Origin of the sequence: Aeromicrobium sp. Root472D3, from assembly GCF_001426485.1 — a bacterium.
Lineage (GTDB): Bacteria > Actinomycetota > Actinomycetes > Propionibacteriales > Nocardioidaceae > Aeromicrobium.
The window spans coordinates 2,688,784-2,710,769 of sequence record NZ_LMET01000001.1 but is presented as its reverse complement, the minus strand read 5'-3'; the positions used below and the strand labels follow the sequence as shown (position 1 = coordinate 2,710,769).

16 protein-coding genes are annotated in these 21,986 nt (G+C 71.9%); 8 read left to right on the top strand and 8 right to left on the bottom strand.

Annotation, left to right across the window (positions count from 1 at the left end):
• The first annotated feature begins 53 nt into the window (after positions 1 to 53).
• Together ASD10_RS13335 and ASD10_RS13330 are read left to right on the top strand one after the other, a co-directional pair.
• Complete coding sequence (locus ASD10_RS13335) at positions 54 to 788, top strand: class I SAM-dependent methyltransferase (protein WP_056609195.1); 735 nt, start codon at positions 54 to 56, stop codon at positions 786 to 788.
• The gene (locus tag ASD10_RS13330; RefSeq protein WP_082556199.1) at positions 755 to 4,837 is read left to right on the top strand and encodes an alpha-(1->3)-arabinofuranosyltransferase family protein; all 4,083 of its coding nucleotides are present in this window, start codon (positions 755 to 757) and stop codon (positions 4,835 to 4,837) included. Before ASD10_RS13335 ends, ASD10_RS13330 begins: the two co-directional genes overlap by 34 nt.
• Here ASD10_RS13330 and ASD10_RS13325 read toward each other — a convergent pair.
• Together ASD10_RS13325 and ASD10_RS13320 are read right to left on the bottom strand one after the other, a co-directional pair.
• Positions 4,738 to 5,970, bottom strand: coding sequence for an acyltransferase (locus ASD10_RS13325; RefSeq protein ID WP_056609192.1), 1,233 nt, complete (start codon positions 5,968 to 5,970; stop codon positions 4,738 to 4,740). The two genes, ASD10_RS13330 and ASD10_RS13325, sit on opposite strands and share 100 nt — an antisense overlap.
• Complete coding sequence (locus tag ASD10_RS13320; RefSeq protein ID WP_056609190.1) at positions 5,967 to 7,802, bottom strand: hypothetical protein; 1,836 nt, start codon at positions 7,800 to 7,802, stop codon at positions 5,967 to 5,969. The genes ASD10_RS13325 and ASD10_RS13320 overlap by 4 nt, the downstream gene beginning before the upstream one ends.
• A 192-nt stretch (positions 7,803 to 7,994) precedes the next feature.
• On the opposite strand from ASD10_RS13320, the gene ASD10_RS13315 reads away from it, so the two are divergent.
• The 3 genes from ASD10_RS13315 (at position 7,995) to rpsA (ending at position 11,991) form a co-directional block, all read left to right on the top strand.
• A complete protein-coding gene (locus ASD10_RS13315) occupies positions 7,995 to 8,996 on the top strand; it encodes a DUF3068 domain-containing protein (protein ID WP_162248858.1) in 1,002 nt (333 codons plus the stop codon).
• Positions 8,997 to 9,085: 89 nt separating this feature from the next.
• A complete protein-coding gene (locus tag ASD10_RS13310; RefSeq protein ID WP_056609186.1) occupies positions 9,086 to 10,345 on the top strand; it encodes a M18 family aminopeptidase in 1,260 nt (419 codons plus the stop codon).
• Between the two features lie 182 nt (positions 10,346 to 10,527).
• Complete coding sequence (gene rpsA, locus ASD10_RS13305) at positions 10,528 to 11,991, top strand: 30S ribosomal protein S1 (RefSeq protein ID WP_056609184.1); 1,464 nt, start codon at positions 10,528 to 10,530, stop codon at positions 11,989 to 11,991.
• An 81-nt stretch (positions 11,992 to 12,072) separates the two neighbouring features.
• On the opposite strand, the gene ASD10_RS13300 is transcribed toward rpsA, so the two are convergent.
• The gene (locus ASD10_RS13300) at positions 12,073 to 13,386 is read right to left on the bottom strand and encodes a class I adenylate-forming enzyme family protein (protein ID WP_235501874.1); all 1,314 of its coding nucleotides are present in this window, start codon (positions 13,384 to 13,386) and stop codon (positions 12,073 to 12,075) included.
• 134 nt (positions 13,387 to 13,520) lie between these two features.
• Here ASD10_RS13300 and ASD10_RS13295 point away from each other — a divergent pair, with 134 nt between their 5' ends.
• Together ASD10_RS13295 and coaE are read left to right on the top strand one after the other, a co-directional pair.
• The gene (locus tag ASD10_RS13295; protein ID WP_157432598.1) at positions 13,521 to 14,390 is read left to right on the top strand and encodes an SH3 domain-containing protein; all 870 of its coding nucleotides are present in this window, start codon (positions 13,521 to 13,523) and stop codon (positions 14,388 to 14,390) included.
• Between the two features lie 7 nt (positions 14,391 to 14,397).
• Positions 14,398 to 15,018 carry a dephospho-CoA kinase gene (gene coaE / locus ASD10_RS13290; RefSeq protein WP_056609180.1) on the top strand — a complete coding sequence of 207 codons (621 nt, stop codon included), beginning with the start codon at positions 14,398 to 14,400 and terminating at the stop codon, positions 15,016 to 15,018.
• Between the two features lies 1 nt (position 15,019).
• Here coaE and ASD10_RS13285 read toward each other — a convergent pair whose 3' ends face one another.
• From ASD10_RS13285 to ASD10_RS13275, 3 genes are all read right to left on the bottom strand, one after another.
• Positions 15,020 to 15,916, bottom strand: a complete 897-nt coding sequence (locus ASD10_RS13285) for an RNA polymerase sigma factor RpoD/SigA (RefSeq protein WP_056609178.1) — start codon at positions 15,914 to 15,916, stop codon at positions 15,020 to 15,022.
• A gap of 125 nt (positions 15,917 to 16,041) precedes the next feature.
• A complete protein-coding gene (locus tag ASD10_RS13280) occupies positions 16,042 to 16,437 on the bottom strand; it encodes a hypothetical protein (RefSeq protein ID WP_056609176.1) in 396 nt (131 codons plus the stop codon).
• Between the two features lie 9 nt (positions 16,438 to 16,446).
• The gene (locus ASD10_RS13275) at positions 16,447 to 17,769 is read right to left on the bottom strand and encodes an aminotransferase class I/II-fold pyridoxal phosphate-dependent enzyme (RefSeq protein ID WP_056609174.1); all 1,323 of its coding nucleotides are present in this window, start codon (positions 17,767 to 17,769) and stop codon (positions 16,447 to 16,449) included.
• A 160-nt stretch (positions 17,770 to 17,929) separates the two neighbouring features.
• Between ASD10_RS13275 and ASD10_RS13270 the strand changes: the two genes are divergently transcribed.
• Positions 17,930 to 18,349 (top strand): DUF6578 domain-containing protein, encoded by a 420-nt coding sequence (locus tag ASD10_RS13270; RefSeq protein ID WP_056609173.1) that lies wholly within the window; start codon positions 17,930 to 17,932, stop codon positions 18,347 to 18,349.
• A 30-nt stretch (positions 18,350 to 18,379) separates the two neighbouring features.
• Here ASD10_RS13270 and ASD10_RS13265 read toward each other — a convergent pair whose 3' ends face one another.
• Both ASD10_RS13265 and ASD10_RS13260 read right to left on the bottom strand, forming a co-directional pair.
• Entirely contained in the window at positions 18,380 to 20,512 is a 2,133-nt protein-coding gene (locus ASD10_RS13265; protein ID WP_056609171.1) for a S9 family peptidase, read from the bottom strand.
• Positions 20,509 to 21,843, bottom strand: a complete 1,335-nt coding sequence (locus ASD10_RS13260; protein ID WP_056610550.1) for a DNA polymerase IV — start codon at positions 21,841 to 21,843, stop codon at positions 20,509 to 20,511. The genes ASD10_RS13265 and ASD10_RS13260 overlap by 4 nt, the downstream gene beginning before the upstream one ends.
• Positions 21,844 to 21,986: the final 143 nt, after the last annotated feature.

The window sequence follows — 21,986 nt, the reverse complement described above, 5'->3', positions numbered from 1 at the left end:
CCGCTGCCCTCACCCTAACATTCTGTGGTCCAGGTCTCACGTATGATCTCCGGGTGCCCGGCCAGACCTTTCGACCGACCCTGCGGCGGTCCTGGCGACTGTTCCGGGTGTTCCGGGTCGAGCAGACCGATCCTGCCCTGTTCTACGGCACGCTCGCGACCGACTCGGTCGAGCAGCTCGGCACCTACGCCGACCTCGACGGCCGGTGGGTGCTCGACGTCGGGGGAGGGCCCGGTTACTTCGCCGACGCCTTCGCGGCGGCCGGAGCGACCTACACGCCGCTCGACGCCGACCTCGGAGAGCTGTCGGGCATCGGCGACCCCCTGCCGGGAACCGTGCTCGGCAGCGGAATGCAGCTGCCGTTCGCCGACGGCAGCTTCGGCGTCACCTACTCGTCCAACGTGCTCGAGCACGTGCCCGATCCGTGGCTCATGGCCGACGAGATGGTGCGCGTGACCGAGCCCGGCGGGCTGGTGTTCATCTCCTACACGCTCTGGTACGGGCCGCACGGAGGGCACGAGACGTCGCCGTGGCACTTCGTCGGCGGTCACCGCGCCGCCCGGCGGTACGAGAAGAAGCAGGGACACCCGCCCAAGAACGTCTTCGGCACGTCGCTGTTCGCCGTCACCGCCGCGGAGGGCATCGCGTGGGCCGCGCGGCAGACGGCCGCCGACGTCGTCGAGGTCGTCCCGCGCTACCTGCCGCGCTGGTCGTGGTGGGTGCTGCGGGTGCCGGTGCTGCGTGAGCTCGTGACGTGGAACCTGGCCATCGTGCTGAGGAAGAAGTGACGGCGCTCGAGACACCGCGTACCGGCCTCTGGCGCTTCCGACTGGCGGCGTGGTGTCTCGCCCTGGTGGCGGTCGCCTTCGCCCAGGCGCCGGGTCGCGTCGTGACCGACACGAAGCTCGACCTGACGGTCGATCCCGTCGGCTTCCTCGGACGTGCCCTGACGCTGTGGGACGCGCAGGGCGCCTTCGGCCAGGTGCAGAACCAGGCCTACGGCTACCTGTTCCCGATGGGCCCGTTCTTCGCGCTCGGCCGACTGGGCGACGTGTCGCCGTGGGTCGTGCAGCGACTGTGGTGGTCGCTGCTGCTCGTCACGGCGTTCCTCGGCTGCGTCAAGCTGCTGGGTGCCATGAGGATCGGCGCACCCTGGGCCCGGGTGCTCGCCGGGCTCGTGTTCGCGCTCTCGCCGAGGATGCTGTCGGTCCTCGGGGCGTCGTCGATCGAGATGTGGCCCTCGGCCCTGGCGCCATGGGTGCTGGTGCCGCTGGTGATCGGGGCCCGTCGGGGTGACCCGCGACGCCTCGCGGCGTTGAGTGCGCTCGCGGTCGCCGTGGTGGGTGGCGTCAACGCGGTCGCGACCTTCGCCGTCGTGCCGCTTGCGGCGTGGTGGATCTGGTGCTCGCCGGCCGGTCCACGTCGCCGGTCGATGATGCTCTGGTGGCCGCCGTTCGTGCTGCTGGGCACGATGTGGTGGATCCTGCCGCTCGTGCTGCTGGGGCGCTACAGCCCACCGTTCCTCGACTACATCGAGAGCGCCTCGAACACGACGGTCGCGGCGACGGTGGTCGATGCACTGCGTGGGACGACCAACTGGGTGCCGTACGTCGACCCCAACGCCGATGCGGGCCGCCTGCTCATCACCGAGCCGCTGCTCCTGCTCAACACGGGCGTCGTGGTCGTGCTCGGCGTCATCGGCCTGGCGCGGGTCGACCTGCCCTGGCGACGGTTCCTGGTGACGGGACTACTGGGCGGTCTGGTGCTGGTGACGCTCGGGCACGTCGGCGCGACGTCCGGCCTCGGCTCGGGGACGCTCAACGACCTGCTGGACGGAGCCCTGGCACCCCTGCGCAACACCCACAAGTTCGACGTCCTGGTGCGCCTGCCCCTGGTGATCGCGCTCTGCCACGCCGTGAGCAGCCTGACGAGCGGTCGCACCGTCGCCGAGGACGGCACGCGTCGGCCCGACCCGCTCGCACTCGGGGTGGGACTGCTCGCGATCGTCGGCGTCCTGGGGGCGACGGTTCCCGCGTGGACGGCGCACGTCGCGCCGAACGGCGCCTACGCCGACGTGCCGCAGTATTGGGACGAGACGGCCGACTGGCTGGGCGACAACGCGGTGGGCACGACGCTCGTGACACCAGCCACCGCGTTCGGCACCTACGTGTGGGGGCGGACGGGTGACGAGCCCCTGCAGCCTCTGGCCTCCTCCCCGTGGGCGGTGCGCAACGTCATCCCGCTCGTGCCCGGGGCCGACATCGAGATGCTCGACACCGTCACGGCCGCGCTGGCGACCGGGCAGGGCAGCGAGGGGCTCGCCGCCTTCCTGCGGCGGTCGGACATCGGCACGGTCGTCGTCCGCAACGACGTCGTCCGTGGCAACGACGTGGTGTCGCCGGAGCTCGTCCGCGCGACGTTGACGTCGACGCCGGGCATGCGACGCGTCGCGTCGTTCGGGCCGACGGTGGGCGGCGGACCTCTGCTCCCCAGCCCCGACGGCCGGCAGGTGTTCGTCGACGAGGGGTGGCAGGAGCGCCGGCCCGCGGTCGAGGTCTTCGCCTTCGTCGGTCTCGTCGACCGGAAGGTCACGGCGCTCGACGACCTCGACGTGCTGGTGGGCGGGTCGGGGTCGCTGCTGCGGCTGGACGAGCTGGGCGTCACCCGCGGACGCTCGACCGTGATGGCCAAGGACCTGTCCGACGGCGTGGTCCCGGGCGGCGGCACGATCCTCACCGACGGCAACCGCCGGCAGGAGGTCGCCTTCGCCCGGGTGTCGCGCAACCGGTCGGCGTCGCTCGCGACCGACGAGCCCTACCGGGCGTCGCGGCGTGTCCATCGCTACGACGAGGACGCGATCGAGCGATGGACGAGCACGCCGCAGCTGCGGGGAGCCAGGTCGCTGGAGGCCAGCTCGTCGCTGTCCGACGCGGGAGCACAACCCGAGCCCGACCGCTCGTCGCAGCCGTTCGCCGCCTTCGACGACGACCTCTACACCGCGTGGCGGCCCGATGTCTCCGAGGTCGGACGTCGGTCGTCGCTGACGCTGCGGCTCGACGGTCCGCAGGACGTCGGGACCGCCACGATCTCGATGGACATGCCCGCGGAGGAGAGCCGTCAGCTCACGGTGACGACCGACCGCGGCCGGCAGACGGTGACCGTGCGCGGGCGCACCCCCGCCCGGGTGGACGTCGGCCGGATCTCGCGGATCACGCTGTCGGCGCGATCGACCCCGGCGCGTCCGATCGCGATCGCGGACGTCGACCTGCCGACGGTCTCGCTGTCGCGCCCCCTGGTGCTGCCGTCGCTGCCCGACGGATCGGGCAGCCCGTCGCGCATCCTCCTGCAGGACGCGGACGGGCGCGAGCCGGGATGCCTCGACATCGCCGGTGCCATGCGGTGCTCGGACTCGCACGTCCACCGGGTCGAGGACCAGCGCGTGCTCGACCGCGAGCTGACGATGCCGCAGGACGCCTCGTACTCGGCGCAGCTGCGGGTCGCGTCCCGCGGCGGTCAGGCGCTCGACGCCCTGGTGCAGCAGGGACGCCTCACCACGGTCGAGGTCAGCTCGCAGCAGACCGACGAGGGCCGCGCCGGGGCCGTGGCGGCGGCGGACGGCGACGACCGGACGGGGTGGGTCGCGTCCGCGGACGACGACGACCCGACCATCACGGCGCGGTGGGTGGGAGCGCGGACGATCAGCTCGTTGCGGCTCGCGACGTCGTCCACGCTGGCCGCCACGACGCCCGATGCGGTGGTCCTGCGGTTCTCCGACGGGTCGCAGCAGGAGGCGGTCGTCCGTGACGGCACGGTGGCGTTCGACCCGGTCCGGACGTCGTACGTCGAGGTGCACCTGAACGCGTCCGCTCCCCGCGCGTCCGTCGGCTTCGACGGCTCGGTCAGCAGCCTCCCGCTGGGAGTCAGCGAGCTCAGGGTCGGCGGTGTCCGCGGGCTGCCGATCCGCCTCGACGACACGCCCCGGACCCTGCCGTGCGGATCGGGCCCGACCGTCGACGTCGACGGCACGACCGAGCGGACGCGGCTCGTCGCGTCCCCGCTGCAGCTCTACCGGGGGGCGACCCTGGACGCCGTCTGGTGCGGGACCGGGACCGTCGACCTGGCGCGTGGCACGCACCGCGTCGTGCTGGCCGGCACCGACGCCGTCCGTCCCGTCGACCTCTTGCTGAGCTCGACGTCCGTCCCGGCCGCGGCCGCGCCGACCGCGTCGGTGCTGTCGCGCGACGTCGTCGTGGCCACGGGCCACAACGCCAACCTCGGCTGGCGCGGACGGGTCGCCGACGGCACCGCGCCCCCGATCGTGCTCGACGGCTGGGTGCAGGGCTACCAGGCACCGCGCAGCGAGGCCTCGTCGCTCACGGAGTCGTTCGGGCCCGGTGCGATCTACCGCAGCTCGCTGATCGTCGGTGCCATCCTGTGGCTGGCCCTGCTGCTGATCTGCCTGGTGCCCGGGCGCGACGGACGACGGTGGGTGAGGGGGCACGCCGACACGACACGCACCGGAGTGGGCGTCGTCGCTGCGGTCGTGGCCACCGCCGCGCTCGTCGGCGGGGTGCCCGGGCTGGTGGCGACCGCGGTGGGGGTCGGCGTGGTGTGGGCCCTGCGGGGTCGGGTGGCGCAGCAGGCGGTCGGCCCGACCGCCGTCGGTCTGGCGATGGTCATCGCCGTCGCCCGGCCGTGGGCGGGCCCCGACGGCTGGAGCGGAGCCCTCGCCGTGCCTCAGCTGCTCGCGCTCGCCGGCCTCTCGGCGGCGGTGGTCGCGGGCGTGCGCCGGCCCACGTCCTTCAGGCGCATGAAGGGCCGCTCGACGAGCCGGTAGAGGATCTCCGAGAGCACGAGGCTGACGGCCAGCACCCCGACCAGCACCACGAGCATGTTCTCGCCGAACAGCACGAGGTCGAGCCGCTCGAACGCCACCGCGATCACGATCAGGTGGCAGCAGAAGAGGCTGTAGGAGATGTGCCCGAGGTGGCGCAGGGGCGGCAGCGCCAGGATGCGCGCGTACGTCGTGGACGGGTCGCCGAAGATGCTGGGCAGCACGACGGCGACCGCGACCACGGCGTACAGGACCGTGCGGCACACGCCCTCGGCCGCGGTACGACTGACGAGCTGCACGGGTCCGCCGAGGGGTGTGCTGGCCACGAGGAGCACCGCGACGGCCACCAGCCAGCAGGTCCACGGCGCGGCGGCGGCCGTGCGGCACCAGCGGACGGCCGCGAGCTCTCGGCCCGGCTCCGCGTGCCGACCCTCGACGTCGAGGACCGCCAGCGCGATGCCCGCGCCGAACCAGCCCAGGTAGCCGGGCAGGGCCTGCGTCACCCAGGCGCCCCAGGCCGTGAGAGGTCCGGCCGCCAGCACGACCCACACCAGGGAGGCGAGCGACAGGACCGCCAGTGCGGCCAGCATGGCGACGGGCCGCCAGCGGCTGCGGGCCACGACTCGCACGAGCACGGCCATCAGGACCGGCAGGACGACGTAGAAGGCCACCTCCGTGGCCAGGCTCCACATCTGCGTCAGCGACTGCAGCAGCGTGTCGTCGACGTACAGGTCGATCATGAGCAGGGCGTCGACCCACCGAGCGGGCGAGGTGCCGGCGTTCTCCTGGACGAGCAGGATCGCGCCGACCACGACGACCCAGTACACCGGCAGGATGCGCAGGGCGCGCTTGACGAAGTACCGCCCGGTCGAGTCACGCCGCGCGCCGGTGCGCAGCTCGCGCAGCCACGGGTGGGCCAGCAGGAATCCCGACAGGACGAAGAAGATCGCGACGCCGACCTCGAGCCGTTGGACCACCGCTCCGATCAGGCCGGCGTCGTAGTAGCCCACCCAGAACCCCACGTGCGTCGCGACGACGGCGATCGAGGCGACGGCCCGGATGGAGTCGAGGCCGGGGAACACGGGGGCTCTCGGGCCCGTCGTGGTCGAGGTGGCGATCGTGTCAGGGGTCGTCATGGCAGTGCCTTGATCTCTCCGGCGCGCACGCGGTCAACGCACATCTGCACGTCAGGCGTCCGCGCGCGCAGCGTCAGCCGGGAGTACGCGCCGTCGGTGCGCAGGAAGTAGGTGTGGGGACCGGCGGCCACGTCGAGGTCGGGAAGAGCGCGGCCGTCGGCCGTGATCGACACCCGCCCGGCTGCCGATCCGGCGTACGAGATCGCCGTCCACGGGTCCACGCTCATCGTCGTGAAGTCGAAGGTCACGGACGCCGGTCGCGTCGTGACCCTCAGACCGCACCCGGGCTCGTCGGCGGGCTCGACCTCGGCACCACCCTCGACGACGGCTTGACGGCTCGTGCCCGACGAGTCGAGGACGCGGATGTCGTTGCCCGCGTCCGTCGTCTGCACGACGTCACCGTACGGGGCGAGCAGCCGGGACGGCAGGTTGCTGGGGTAGTGGATCGACAGCTGGACGAGGTCGGGCACCTCGAGGTCGGCCACCGGAGTGGGGTCGGCGCGCAGGCTGGCGACCGCGTTCGCGACGTACGCGCGGGCGGGGAACGAGTCGTGCCACGGCCGCGCGTATCCGATCGTGCTCACGACTCCGCCGATCAGCGCCACGCCGAGCGCGACGGACAGCCCCGCGCGGGCGGGGCCGGCCAGCGCCCGTGGAGAGGGGAGTGGACGGCGGAACGCCGGCGCGACGTCGTCGAGCAGGGGCATGGTCATCAGGCCGATCACGAGCACCGTGACCGGCAGGGCGTCCGCGAGGTAGCGCATGTTGAGTCCCGCGAGCGCTCCGAGCTGCAGCGCGCGGCCGAACACGAGAGCCACGTAGGTCGCGGTGAGCTGGGCCACCATGATGGCGGCGGCGGCGGCCGTCGGCCCGGGGTTGCGGCGCAGGAGCACGACGACGGCCGCCACGACGACGATCGCGGCGACGACGGCGACGGTGTCGGACGGGTCGGGCACGGAGACGGGGTCGGCGACGAGCTCCCACTGCCACGGGCCCCCCACGACGGACGGCAGCCAGGCGCGACCCACGAGGTTGCCGGCGAGCCGCAGCAGGGGAGCGTCCGTGCTGGCCGCGACCGGTGACGTCGTGGTGGTCGCGTAGAGCGCCAGGTAACCCGCTCCGAGCAGGGCGAGGGGGACGACGAGCAGGGCGTGGCGACGCAGGGTGTCGAGCGGTCGGCGCCACCACGGCCCGGAGGTGAGGAAGAGCATCATCAGCAGGCCGAGGGGCACGACCGTGACGAGTCCGCGGGGCCCGCTCGCGACCGTCAGGGCGAACGCGGCGGCGGCGAGCCAGGCCCAGCGCGCCCTCCGCTCGCGCGACCAGAGCAGGACGGCGGTGACGGTCAGCATGAAGCCGATCTGCATGGGCAGGGCGTTGAGCGCCGCGGCCCACCAGACCATCCCCTCGATGCCCATGGCCGAGAACAGGAACAGACCGAAGGGCACGAGGATCGCCCACCGTTCGCCGAAGGCCGTGCGGAGCATGAGCCAGCAGCACCCGACGGCGACGGCCTGCAGGGTCAACGTCAGCAGGGCGGCGGTGCCCCAGGCGTAGGGTCCCGCGTGGGCCACGACCCACGAGACCAGGACGCCGACGGGCATCAGCTGGCTGTCGTGGGGCGTCATGAGGAAGCCGGCCGTCAGCGGGTTCGACGTGCCGTCCTCGATGAACCGGAGGTCGTCGCTGTAGAACCACGCGGGGAGGAGCGCCCAGGCCCTCAGGACCAGGTGGGCCACGACCATGACGCCTGCCACGAGCCGGACCCGCTGGGGGGTCGTGACGTCGGCGGGCACGATCGTCCGGAGCGTCGGCGCGAGGATCGAGGTCACAGTGGTCGATGATCCCACACGGACGGGCCATCGACGGGGTGGAGCACCGGGCACGACGTCGCCTCGAGCCGTCCGACGAGCCCGCGACCAGCGACGCCAAACGACACGATGTGACGCACGCTTCATGTGACCCCCACCCGGTGTTACCGTTCGGTAATCATTCCGTGGAGGGAGCCCACAGTGGGTAAGAAATTGGGGACAGTCGCCCTGTTCCTGGGAGCATTCGTGCTCGCCTTGGCCGTGTTGTCGAAGTTCTACATGTACGACCGGCTGGCGGTGGTCCCGTTGAACACCGAGACCACCAGCATCTCCGAGACAGCGCCCGGTCAGGACGGGACGTACCTCGACATCGCCGGCGGCCTGCGCGTCGCCGAGGCGCCGCTGAAGTCGACCCGCATCGTCAGCGGTGACGTCGAGGCCAGCAAGAAGGCCAGCGACGAGCTGGGCAAGGACGTCGCGGTCTGGGACACCTACGTGTGCACCGCGCCGGCCGCGTTCGACTGCTCGAGCGGCGAGACGCCGCTGAGCGCCAGCGACGAGACCGTCGCGTTCGACCGTCAGACGGGCGAGGTCGTGGCCTGGGAGGGCAACACGTCGTCGTCCGACGGCGAGACCGAGAAGGACTTCCCGTTCAAGGGCCAGTACTTCAAGTTCCCGTTCGACACCCAGAAGAAGACGTACCAGTTCTGGGACGGCACGCTCAACAAGGCGACGCCGGCCACGTACGACGGTGAGGGAACCGTCGACGGCCTCAAGGTGCTGAAGTTCAAGCAGACGATCGCCCCGGTCAAGACCGGCACGATCGACGTGCCCGGCTCGCTGGTCGGACGTCCCGACGAGGGGACCGTCACCGCCGACCGCATCTACTCCAACGTCCGCACGTTCAGCGTCGAGCCCGTCACGGGCGTCATCGTCGTCGGCGGCGAGGCCCAGGACGGCTACCTCGAGCTCGACGGCGAGCGGGTGCTGACCACGACCAAGGCGACGCTGCAGTACACCGAGTCCAACACCAAGGACACGGTCGACGAGTACAAGCCGAAGGCGACGCTGCTGACCGCGGTCAAGACCTACGTCCCGATCGGCGGCGCCGTCCTCGGCATCGTGCTGATCGGCGTGGGCCTGCTCGCGCGCCGCAGCGGCACCGCGGCCGGCACGCGCCGGTCCGACGACCCCGAGCTCGTCGAGTCGCGCTAGCACCACCACCTCCACACAGCGGGTGCCGTCCTTCGGGGCGGCACCCGCTGCGTGCGTCCGGGGTGCGGCGGCCCGCCTAGAGTGGCGGCATGACGATCGCCTCCTCCGCCGCCGCAGACCTGTGCGCCTTCATCGACCGCTCGCCGACCCCGTTCCACGTCTGCGCGACGGTGGCCGCCGAGCTGGACGCCGCGGGGTACCGCCGCCTCGACGAGCGTGAGTCGTGGCCGTCCGAGCCGGGCCGCTTCTACGTCGTCCGCGGCGGCTCGCTCGTCGCGTGGTCGTCCGAGTCGAGCGGGTCGCCGGCCGACGCCTTCCGCGTCGTCGGCGGCCACACCGACAGCCCCAACCTGCGCCTCAAGCAGCACCACGACCTGGCGCCGGAGGGACTCGGCGTCGTCGCGCTCGAACCGTACGGCGGGGCGTGGTTGCACTCGTGGCTCGACCGAGACCTCGGCATCGCCGGACGTCTGTCGCTGCGCGACGGTCGCGACGTGCTGGTGCACGTCGGCGAGCCGGTGCTGCGGGTGCCGCAGCTCGCGATCCACCTGTCCGACCGCAAGCCGCTCGAGGTCGACCCCCAGCGTCACCTCAACGGCATCTGGTCGACGCGCCGGGGCACCTTCCTCGAGGTCGTCGCCGAGCGGGCCGGGGTCGACGCCGCCGACGTGCTGGGCTTCGAGCTCATGACCCACGACGCCCAGCCGAGCGCGCTGATCGGCGTCGACGCCGAGCTCGTCAGCGCGCCGCGCCTCGACAACCAGGTCACGTGCTTCGCGGGCACCCGTGCGCTGCTGTCGGCGACGCCGACCCCCGGCGTCCGCCCGGTGCTGGCGCTGTTCGACCACGAGGAGGTCGGCAGCACGTCCGAGCGCGGCGCCCAGTCCGACCTGCTGGCCACGGTGCTGGAGCGCGTCGTGATCGCGGCGGGCGGCACGCGCGACGACTACCACCGCGCGGTCGCGGCATCGGTGTGCGCGTCGGGCGACATGGCGCACGCGACCCACCCCAACCACGCCGAGCGGCACGAGCCCCTGCACCACATCGCGATCGGCGGGGGACCCGTGCTGAAGCTGCACCCCAACCTGCGCTACGCCAGCGACGCTCCGGGAACGGCGCACTTCGTCCGGGCGTGCGAGCAGGCGGGCGTCCCGCTCCAGCGGTACGAGCACCGCGCCGACCTGCCGTGCGGCTCGACGATCGGCCCCCTCAGCGCCGCCCGCACGGGCATGCTGACGGTCGACGTCGGGGCGCCGCAGCTGGCGATGCACTCGGCGCGCGAGACGATGGGGGCGGCGGACGTCGAGCCCTATGCCCGAGCGCTGTCGGCCTTCCTGTCGCCCGCGTGACCCACCTGTCTCGCTGACGGCGGTGTCGCGTACGCTTGACTCTGCGCAGATGGCCTGTACGCACCTCGGACAGAGCAGGCCCGTGCTCGTGCCTCGCCGGGCGAATCTCCCCGGCATCTCCACGATCCAAGGGCTGTCATGCGTGCCCGACAATTCCACCCATCCATCGGAGCAACTCCTTTATGACAAGCAGCATCGCCCACGTGGCACCCCAGGTAGCGGTCAACGACATCGGCTCTGAGGCAGACTTCCTCGCCGCGATCGACCTCACCATCAAGTACTTCAACGACGGCGACATCGTCGAGGGCATCATCGTCAAGGTCGACCGTGACGAGGTCCTCCTCGACATCGGCTACAAGACCGAGGGCGTCATCCCGTCGCGCGAGCTGTCGATCAAGCACGACGTCGACCCCAACGAGGTCGTTTCCGTCGGCGACAGCGTCGAGGCCCTCGTCCTCCAGAAGGAGGACAAGGAAGGCCGTCTGATCCTGTCCAAGAAGCGTGCGCAGTACGAGCGCGCGTGGGGCGACATCGAGAAGATCAAGGCCGAGGACGGCGTCGTCGAGGGCACCGTCATCGAGGTCGTCAAGGGCGGCCTCATCATGGACATCGGTCTCCGCGGCTTCCTGCCCGCGTCGCTGGTCGAGATGCGCCGCGTGCGCGACCTCGACCCGTACATCGGTCAGAAGATCGAGGCCAAGATCATCGAGCTCGACAAGAACCGCAACAACGTGGTCCTGTCGCGCCGTGCCTGGCTCGAGCAGACGCAGTCGGCCGTCCGCCAGAACTTCCTCACCGAGCTCCAGAAGGGGCAGGTGCGCAAGGGCGTCATCTCGTCGATCGTCAACTTCGGTGCGTTCGTCGACCTCGGCGGCGTCGACGGTCTCGTCCACGTCTCCGAGCTGTCGTGGAAGCACATCGACCACCCGAACGAGGTCGTGCAGGTCGGCGACGAGGTCACCGTCGAGGTGCTCGACGTCGACATGGACCGCGAGCGCGTCTCGCTGTCGCTCAAGGCCACGCAGGAAGACCCGTGGCAGCACTTCGCGCGCACGCACCAGATCGGCCAGATCGTGCCGGGCAAGGCGACCAAGCTGGTCCCCTTCGGTGCGTTCGTCCGCGTCGAGGAGGGCATCGAGGGCCTGGTGCACATCTCCGAGCTCGCCGAGCGTCACGTCGAGATCCCCGAGCAGGTCGTCCAGATCGGCGACTCGGTCATGGTCAAGATCATCGACATCGACCTCGAGCGTCGCCGCATCTCGCTGTCGCTCAAGCAGGCCAACGAGACCGAGGCCGCCGTCAGCGACGACTTCGACCCGACGCTGTACGGCATGACCTCGTCGTACGACGAGCAGGGCAACTACATCTACCCCGAAGGTTTCGACCCCGAGACCGGCGAGTGGCAGGAGGGCTTCGACGAGGCCCGCGCCACGTGGGAGAAGCAGTACGCCGAGGCTCACGAGCGCTGGGAAGCCCACAAGAAGCAGATCGAGGAGGCCGAGAAGGCCGGCCTCGAGGCTGCCGAGGCGTCGAACTACTCGTCGGACTCGTCCGCCGGTGCCGACGCTCCCGCGCAGGAGGGCTCGCTGGCCTCCGACGAGGCGCTGCAGGCGCTGCGCGAGAAGCTCACGGGCGGCGAGGCGTAAGCCTTCCGCTCCACCTCAGAACCCCCGGTCCGCACGGACCGGGGGTTCTGTCGTTCGTGGCCGACGGCACGGATGCGACGGTCAGAGCTCGGTGCGCCTGACCTTGCCGGTCGCCGTGCGGGGGAGCGCGTCGTGACGCACGTACGTCTTGGGTCGCTTGGGCGGAGCCAGCCGCTCCTCGGCGACGGCACGCAGCGTCGCCTCGTCGACGTCGCCGACGTAGGCGGCGCACACGCGCTGGCCCCAGCGCTCGTCGTCCCGGCCGTGCACCGCGACGTCGACGAGCCCCTCGACGGTCTCGAGCACCGCCTCCACCTCGGCGGGGTAGACGTTCACCCCGCCGGTGATGATGAGGTCCTCGCGGCGCGAGTCGAGGAAGACGTGCCCGTCGTCGTCGACGCGGCCCAGGTCACCGACGCTGAACGCCCTGCCGTCGGGGGTGTCGCGCCACGCGCGAGCCGTCTTGTCGGGGGCCTCCCAGTACGTGAACTCGGCCCACGAGGGCACGGTGCACCACAGCTGCCCGTCGGCGTCCGCCGTGACGACCCGGCCGGGACGTGCGTGCCCGAGGGTGCCCGGGCGGGCGATCCACTCAGGGGCGGGGCACGCGGTGAACTGTCCCTCCGTCGAGCCGTAGAACTCCCAGACCACGTCCTCGCCGAACAGGTCGTGCGCGCGACGCCGCACGGGCTCGGGGCACGGGGCGCCCGCGTGGGCGACGAGCCGGAACGAGCTCACGTCGGGTCGCAGACCGTGGTCGTCGACGTGCGCGAACAGGCGCTGCAGGTGGGCGGGGACGCAGAACATCGAGGTCGGGCGCAGCTCGGCGACGGCCGCCACGAACGGCGCGGGATCGAAGCGGGGCAGCACCGCGACGGACCCGCCCGCCAGGATCGTCCCGGTCGCGAAGCGCAGCGGTGCGGAGTGGTAGATCGGCGACACGACGAGGTCGAGGTCGTCCGGGGCGAAACCCCACAGGTCGCGCTCCTCGGCGACCAGGGCGGCGGCGTCGTCCGGTGACAGCATCCCCGACCAGACGCCCTTGGGACGTCCGGTGGTCCCCGACGTGAAGTGCATCGGACGGCATCGCGGGGCGGCGTCGAGCTCCGCCTCCGGCCCGTCGAGCAGGGCCAGCAGGTCGGCGTCGTCGGTGACGACGAGGCGGGGTGAGACGTCGGCGACGATCGCGTCGCGCTCGTGCGCCGTCAGACGCGGGTCGAGCGGCACCGGCACGATGCCGCTGCGGGCCGCTCCGAGCACGACGCTGACGTACGACGCGCTGCCCGGCACCGCGAGGACGACCCGGTCGCCGGCGACGAGCCCGTGGGCCCGCAGGGCACCGGCGACGCGCCGCTGCTGGTGCTCGCTGCGGGCTGCTGTCAGGACGTCGGGCACGCTGGAACCTCGTGATGGTGGGAGATGGGTCACATCGTCCCGCGGCGGGGACGGCATTCGGGGTGAACGATTCGTCCCAGTATGGTTGACTCGGACGCTGAGCCGATTGTCGTCGACGCACTAGGTGGTACTTCGTGGCAGACCAACGCCACAGCAAGCACGCTGCACCGCGCACCATCCGGCGCAAGCGCCGCACCCTCTCTGCATGGGCCGTCCTCCCGACGGTCGGGATGCTGACCGTCGCCGGTGCCGCGGGAGCCGCGGTCTTCCACGACGGAACGCCGGTGACGTCCGAGACCCTCGCGACGGCGAAGGCCCAGGCGGCCCCGTCGAAGGATCTCTTCGCCGCGTCGGCGAGCCGTGGCCAGGCGCCTGCGGCGGTCAGCCGCAGCGCCGAGCGTCCTCCCGTCCCGAACGTGGCGGCCGTCGAGGAGAAGATCGCCGGCCTGCGGTACGCCACGACCGACATCGAGGTGCACGCCGACGCGAAGTCCGGCTCGCCGGTCCTCGCCACGGTCGGGTACGGCGACTCGGTCGACATCACGGGCGAGACGAACGGCAAGTGGGCCCAGATCATGCACAACGACCTGCCGCGGTGGGTCGAGGCCGACAAGATCTCGGCCGAGGAGCCCCTCGGCACGGCCCCCTGCGCCTCGGGCTCGGGCGTCGAGAACGGGCTGCTGCCCGACACGATCAAGGTCCACCGCGCCGTGTGCGCCAAGTTCCCGTCGATCGTCAGCTACGGCGGCATCGCCGGTCGCGGCGAGCACGCCACGGGTCACTCGCTCGACATCATGGTCTCCAGCGACCTCGGCAACGAGATCGCCTCCTACCTGCAGGAGAACCGCGCCGAGCTGGGCGTCGAGTACCTGATCTGGCGTCAGCGCATCTGGCGTCCGGCAACATCGGGCGCGTGGCGCGGCATGAGCGACCGCGGCGGCGCGACCGCCAACCACATGGACCACGTGCACGTCACGGTCTACGGCGACGCCGCGACCCGCTAGGTCTCGCGTGCTGCGGGTGGGCCTGACCGGGGGCATCGGTGCCGGCAAGAGCACGGTGAGCGCCCTGCTGGCCGCCCACGGCGCCGTCGTGATCGACTACGACCGGCTGGCCCGCGAGATCGTCGAGCCCGGACGTCCGGCGCTCGCCGAGATCGCCGCACGGTTCGGCGATGGCGTCATCGGCGCCGACGGGACGCTCGTCCGTCCCGCCCTCGGGTCGATCGTGTTCGGCGACCCCGAGGCCCTCGCGGACCTCAACGGCATCACGCACCCGGCGATCCGCGACCTGGCCGCCGAGCGCGAGGCATCGGCGGGCCCGGACGCGATCGTGGTGCACGACAACCCGCTGCTGGTCGAGATGGGTGCCGCTGCGCTCTGCGACGTCGTCGTGGTCGTCGACGTCCCGGTCGAGGTGCAGGTCGATCGCCTGGTCACGATCCGCGGCATGTCGGCCGACGACGCGAGGGCGCGCATCGCCGCGCAGGCGCCCAGGGACACGAGGACCGGTGCCGCCGATCTGGTGATCGACAACACCGGTCCGGAGGGCGAGCTCGCCCGCATCGTCGGGGGTGTGTGGGACGAGCTCGCGTCCGTGGCCGCCGCCCGGCGCGAGCCGGACGGCGACTGATCTAGGCGGCCAGGTCGGGGTCCGCGATGCGCCGCAGCGTCGCGAGCGCCTCGCGCTCGAGCTGGCGGACCCGCTCGGCCGAGATGCCGTGCCGCTTGCCGATGTCGGCGAGCTTCTGCTGGCGACCGTCGAGCAGGCCGTAGCGGGCGCGGACGATATCGGCCTCGCGCTCGCCCAGGTTGTCGACGAGGCTCGCCACGAGGTGGCGCGACTCGTCGTCGAGCACCGCGAAGTCAGGACCGGGTGCGGTCTCGCGGGCGATCAGGTCGCCCAACGAGGTGTCGCCGTCGTCGTCGACGGGGGAGTCGAGGCTGACGTGGTCGCGACCCCACGACATGAGGTCGATGACGCGCTCGACGTCCATGCCGAGCTCGAGGGCGATCTCGGCGGGCTCGGGGTCGTAGCCGAGCTGGCGCTCGAGGTTGCGGCGCGCGGCCGTGACCTGGTTGAGCTCCTCGACGACGTGGACCGGGAGCCGGACGACGCGCGCCTGCTGGGCGATGCCGCGGGTGATGGCCTGACGCACCCACCACGTGGCGTACGTCGAGAACTTGAAGCCCTTGGAGTAGTCGAACTTCTCGACGGCGCGGATCAGGCCCGTGTTGCCCTCCTGCACGAGGTCGAGCATCGGCATGGCCGAGCGGCCGTACTTGCGGGCGATCGACACGACGAGGCGCAGGTTGGCCTGGATGAACTCCTGCACGGCCCGGTCGCCCTCCTCGGCGAGCCAGGTCAGCTCCTCCTCGGTCGCGGACTTCGGCGCGCCGCCCTTGCGGCGGCCGATGCGGCCCTCCTCGAGGAGGTGACGGGCGAAGAGCCCGGCCTCGACGGTCTTGCTCAGCTCGACCTCGCGTGCAGCGTCGAGCAGGGGAGTGCGGGCGATCTCGGCGAGGTACATGCCCACGCTGTCCTTGCCCTCGGCGGTGGTGTTGCCGGTTCTGGTGCTCACGGTGCGACTCCCATCAGTGTCTGTACTGAGTGGAACGCGCGAGTGTCCCCGAGGATTCCGCTCTCAGTCAAGTCTTAGGGTGTGCGTGCTAGGGGCCACGACCTCTGCACGGAGTCGACGACCTGCACGATCCGGCGCTGGGAGTCGGCGTCCTTGACCGCGATCCGCACGGCGCGATCGCCGAGCGTCCGGCCCATCCCGGCCGCGTCGCGCAGGAAGACCCCGTGCTCGCGCGCACCCGCGACCAGCTGGGCCGCCGTCGGTCCCTCGTCCGGCAGGTGCGCCAGGACGAAGCCGGCGCAGCCGTCGACGACGTCCCACCCCAGGCCCCGCAGGTCGGCCGTCAGCTGCCGGCGCAGCCCGTGCGTCTCGTCCCAGCGGTCGCGGTAGTAGCCGGGCGACTGCAGCGCGCGGACGGCCGCGACCTGCGACACGAGGCCCACGACCCACGGCGGCGTGATCGAGCGCACCTCCTCGAGCTAATGCGCCGCCGCGGCGAGGTAGGCGACGCGGGCACCGCTGAGGGCGTAGGCCTTCGACATCGACTTGCACACGACCAGGTGGTCGTGGCGGCGGATCAGCGGCTCGACGGTCTGGCCGACGAAGTCGACGTACGTCTCGTCGACCCACACCCGTGTCGACGGCGGCGCCGCGCGCAGGAGCAGGTCGACCTCGTCGACCGTGAGCACCTGGCCCGTGGGGCTGTTCGGGTTGACCAGCACCACGAGGTCGGGGCCGGACGCGACCAGGTCGACCAGCGCCGCGAGATCGGGACGGTAGTCGTCCGAGCGCTCGAGCGGCAGCCGCTCGACCCGGCAGCCGACGACCTTCTCGAGCACGTGGGCGTACTCGCCGTACGTGGGGTCGAGCAGCACGACGCGCGACGACCGGTCCAGCCACCGCGGCAGAGCCCGGAAGATCAGGTCGGACGATCCCGCGCCGGGCAGGACGCAGGCGGGGTCGAGACCGCGCGCGGTGGCCACCGCTGCGACGAGCCCGGCGCAGTCGACGGGCGGCGACGTGCGCAGGAGCCACGGCAGCTCGTCGTGCAGCGCGTCGAGCACGGCCGGTGCGGGTGGGAACCAGGCGTCGAGCACGTCGGCGTTGACGACGTCGCGGTGTCGCCCGAGGTCGTCCAGGCCCACGCCGACCGCCTCGAACGAGACGCCGCCGTGGAAGCACGCGGCGGGCTTGCGCAGCGGCACGTGCAGCCGCCAGTCGACGGCGCGCTCGATCGCGGCGACGACGGGCTCGAGCGCGTCGAAGGCGGCCCGCACCTCGGCGACGTCGGCGTGCATGAGCTCGAACGTGACGGCGCCGGACGTCGTGGTCAGCCCCGTGCGACGCATGCCGCCGCGGACGTACATCGGCGTGACCTCGTCGCGGCCGATCGCCACGACGGTGCGCCCGCCGCGCGCCTCGATCCACCGGTAGGCCGCGACCATGAGGGTCGCGGCGAGGTCGGTGTCGCGATGCTGCTCCAGCACCGTGAGCAGGCGGATCTCGTACGTCCCGCCGTCGAGGTCGAGCGGCATCTCGGGGCGCTCGAAGTACTTGTCGACGGAGTAGCCGAGGGGGCCCGGCGGCGTGATGCTCACGAAGGCCGCTACCTCGCCGTCGCGCAGCGCGACGAGGTAGCGGTTGACGTCGTCGAGGCGGTCGGTCAGTCGCCCTGCCGTGTTGACGGGGTGCTGGCCGAGCTCGACGGCGTACACGTCGTGCCGGATGCGGTAGATCGCCTCGCGCTGCGCGGCGTCCGCCTCGGCGACGACGGTGCTGGGACGGGGGTGCCCGGTGGTCACGCCGTCATCCTGCCCCACGGTGAGGCGACACCGCGATGCGACAGACTGTGCGCGTGCACGAGTCGACGTTCCGCACCATGGCGGGCCTGGACGTCACCGCCGTCGGCGGTGCGCCGCTGCACGTGCGTCGTGGCCGGTGCTGCAACGGCGAGGCGCCGACGTGACGACGGCTCCCGATCCGTCGGTGCTGCCGAGCTCGACCGACGTCGTCCGGGTCTGGATCTGGACGAGCGCGGAGGTCGTCGCGCTCGACTCGTTCGCGGTCGGTGACGTGGTCGAGTGGAGCTGTCGCGACGACACGGACGTGGAGGTCGAGCTGCCGCTTGACGTCTCGCGACACACGCTGCTGATCGAGGACGCCGACTACATGACCGGCCACGACGACGTGTTCGTCGAGGTGACCGGCCGCGTCGTCACGATCCGGGTTGCGCACGACCGGTGGCACGAGGACGAGGAACGGAGCTGGGTGGCCACCCCCGGCACGCGCACGTGGAGCGGCGCCGAACGGACCCACGCCGAGTCGCAGGTCCCACCACTCGGTGGCGCGTCGGGGTACCTCGTCGAGGTCGCCGTCGGCTGACCGTCCGGACGCCGCCCCGCCGCCTCGGGATCAGGCCTTGGCGCCGACCGTGTCGATGATCCAGGCGAGCTCCCAGGCCCGCTCCTTCCACGACGCGTACCGTCCGCTGACGCCGCCGTGACCCGCGTGCATCTCGGTCTTCAGCAGGATCGGGGCGTCGCCCGTGGCGGTCGCGCGCAGGCGTGCGACCCACTTGGCCGGCTCGACGTACATGACGCGGGTGTCGTTGAGGCTCGTGACGGCCAGGATCGCGGGGTAGTCGTGGGCGCCGACGTTCTCGTACGGCGTGTACGACTTCATGTAGGCGTACACCTCGGGGTCGTCGAGGGGGTTGCCCCACTCGTCCCACTCGATGACGGTCAGCGGCAGCGAGGGGTCGAGGATCGTCGTCAGCGCGTCGACGAACGGGACGGCCGCGACGATGCCGGCGAAGGCCTCGGGCGCGAGGTTCGCGACGGCACCCATCAGGAGGCCGCCGGCGCTGCCGCCCTCGGCGACCAGACGGTCGGACGACGTCCAGCCCTCGTCGACAAGGTGGCGGGCGGCGGCGACGAAGTCGGTGAACGTGTTCTTCTTGCTCAGCGTCTTGCCGTCGTCGTACCAGTGCCGGCCCAGCTCGCCGCCCCCTCGCACGTGCGCGATCGCGAACACGAAGCCGCGGTCGAGCAGCGACAGCCGCATGACCGAGAAGCCGGGGTCCATGCTCGCCTCGTACGACCCGTAGCCGTAGATCAGCGCCGGTGCCGTGCCGTCGCGCGGCGTGTCCTTGCGGCACACGATCGACACCGGCACACGGGTGCCGTCGTCGGCGACGGCCCAGCTGCGGTGCTGCTCGTACTCGTCGCTGTCGTAGCCGCCGAGCACCGGGGCCTGCTTGCGCAGGATGAGCTCCTTGGTCGAGGGGTCGTAGTCGAGGACCGACGACGGGGTGACGAACGAGCCGACGCCGACGCGGATGAGCGGCGGGTCCCACTCGGCGTTGCCGCCGACCCCGCTGGTGAACAGCTCCTCGCCGAAGTCGACCTCCTCGAGCGCGCCGATGCCGTCGGGGCCGAGGGGCAGCACGCCGATGCGGGCCAGCGCGTCGCGCCGGTACGACAGCACGATGTGGTGCGCGAACACGTCGACGTCCTCGAGCCGGGTGGTGTCGCTGCCGGGGATCACGACGGTGCAGCCGCTCAGGTCGGCCAGGGGCTCGTCCTGCACGGGGACGGTGACGAGCTCGAAGTTGAGCGCGCCCTCGTTGTGCAGGACGACGAAGCGGTCCTCACCGCCCACGACGGCGTGCTCGAGCGAGTACTCGACGCCGTCGCGACGGGGGAGGACGACCCGGAACTCGCCCTCGGGGTCGTCGGCCTCGAGCACCCGGTACTCGCTGGTGATCTTGGACGACATGCCGATCACGAGGTACTTCTCGGAGTGCGTGCGCCCGACGCCGACGAAGTAGCGCTCGTCGGTCTCCTCGTGCACCAGCACGTCGTCGGCTCCCGACCCGACCGCGTGCCGCCACACGCGGAACGGACGCCACGCGTCGTCGACCGTCGTGTAGAACAGGTGCGTGCCGTCGGCCGACCAGGTGGCTCCGCCGCTGGCGCCCGCGATCTCGTCGGCCAGCACCTCGCCGGTGCGCAGGTCCTTGACGCGGATCGTGTAGCGCTCGTCGCCCTGCGTGTCGACCGACCAGGCCAGGAAGTTCTCGTCGTCGCTGACGCTGAAGGCGCCGAGCGAGAAGAACTCGTGCCCCTCGGCCTCGACGTTGGAGTCGAGCAGGACCTCCTCGCCGGGGATCGCGCTGTCGGCCGTGAGCGTGGGGGGCGTCCAGTCGTCGGGGTCGGTGACGGCGCAGCGACAGCGGATCGCGTACTGCTGGCCCTCGAGCGTCCGCGCGTAGTACCACCACGCGCCGTGACGGGTGGGCACCGAGAGGTCGGTCTCGAGGGTGCGCGACTTGATCTCGTCGAAGATCTGCTGGCGCAGCGGCTCGAGGTGCGCGGTCGCGGCGTCGGTGTGGGCGTTCTCGGCCTCGAGGTACGCCAGCGTCGCGGGATCGTCCTTGTCGCGCAGCCACTCGTAGTCGTCGACGAAGGCGTCGCCGTGGTGCGTGCGGGTGACGGGGCGTCGCTCCGCGATCGGTGCGGGAACGGTCGGGTCGGTCGCGGTCATGACTGAAACGTACCCGTGTGCCCCGTGGCGAGTGCCGGGTCGTCGGCGCGGAACGTGTGCACCGGCCCCGGCGGCGTCCAGCGGGTCTCGAAGCGCACCGTGACGCGACCGAGCCCAGCGCCCCAGACCCAGCCGTCGCCGTGGGTCTCGTGGTGCACGTCCATGCCGGGGTACCAGCGCACGGGGCCGGCGTCGGGCCGCTGGTCGATCTCCTGCAGCTCGCGCTCGGCGACCTCCTGCGCGTCGTCGTCGGCGGCGAACAGGTCGTCCTGCACCCAGTCGGCGAGCCCGCTGACGCCGACGCCGATCAGGCGCAGGCCGTTGCTGACGTCCTCGCCCGCGAGGAGCCCCCGCGCCTTCTCGGCCAGGACGCGTGCGTTGTCGGTGGGGTGCGCCAGCGTCGACGAGCGCGTGTGGGTCTCGAAGTCGTGGTGACGCAGCTTGATCGTCACGGTGCGTCCCGACAGCCCGCTCTTGCGCAGGCGCGCCGACACGGTGCGGGCCATGCGCTCGATGATCGTCTCGAGCTGGAGCCGGTCGGAGATGTCCTGCTCGAAGGTGTCCTCGACGCTGACCGACTTGGCCTCGCGCGAGGCGACGACGGGGCGGTCGTCGTCGGCGCGGGCCAGCCGGTGCAGCGACCGTCCGGACGCCTGGCCCAAGAGGCGGACGAGCTCGTCCTCGCTCTGGCGGCGCAGCTCGTCGACCGTCAGGATGCCCATGCGCCGCAGGCGCTCGGCGGTCGCCGGGCCCACGCCGGGTATCGCGGTCGCCTGCATGGGGCCGAGGACGTCGGCCTCGGTGCCGGGGGCGATGACGAAGACCCCGTCGGGCTTGTTGACCTCGCTGGCGATCTTGGCCATGAGCTTGGACGACGCGACGCCCACCGACGCCGTGAGGCCGCCGGTGATCTCGGTGATGTCGGTGCGGATGCGCTCGACGACCTCCTCGACGCGCGCCGGGTCGAACGCGCGGCCGGACGACGGGTCACCGGCGGCCAGGTCGACGAAGGCCTCGTCGAGCGAGAGGGGCTCGATCAGCTCGGACTCCTGGCGCAGCCGCTCCATGACCAGGCGGCTGGCCTCGCGGTACGCGTCGAAGCGCCCGCCCAGGAAGGCCGCGTGCGGACAGCGGGCCCGGGCCTCGGCGGTGCGCATCGCCGACCGGACGCCGTGGACGCGGGCCTCGTACGACGCGGTCGCGACGACGCCGCGGGGCCCGATGCCGCCCACGATGACCGGCCGGCCGCGCAACGACGGCTTGTCGCGCTGCTCGACCGACGCGAAGAAGGCGTCGAGGTCGAGGTGCATGATCGACGCCGTGGACCGCATGCGTCCATTGTCGCGCGAGCGTCCGACACCGCGACCGTCCACACCGAAGCGGCCTGGATCGGACGGTCCACAGCCCGCGCCGTGACGCTGTCGCGGGCCGCCCGAGGCGACGAGTGTGGACGTCATGACACAGACACCGTCGA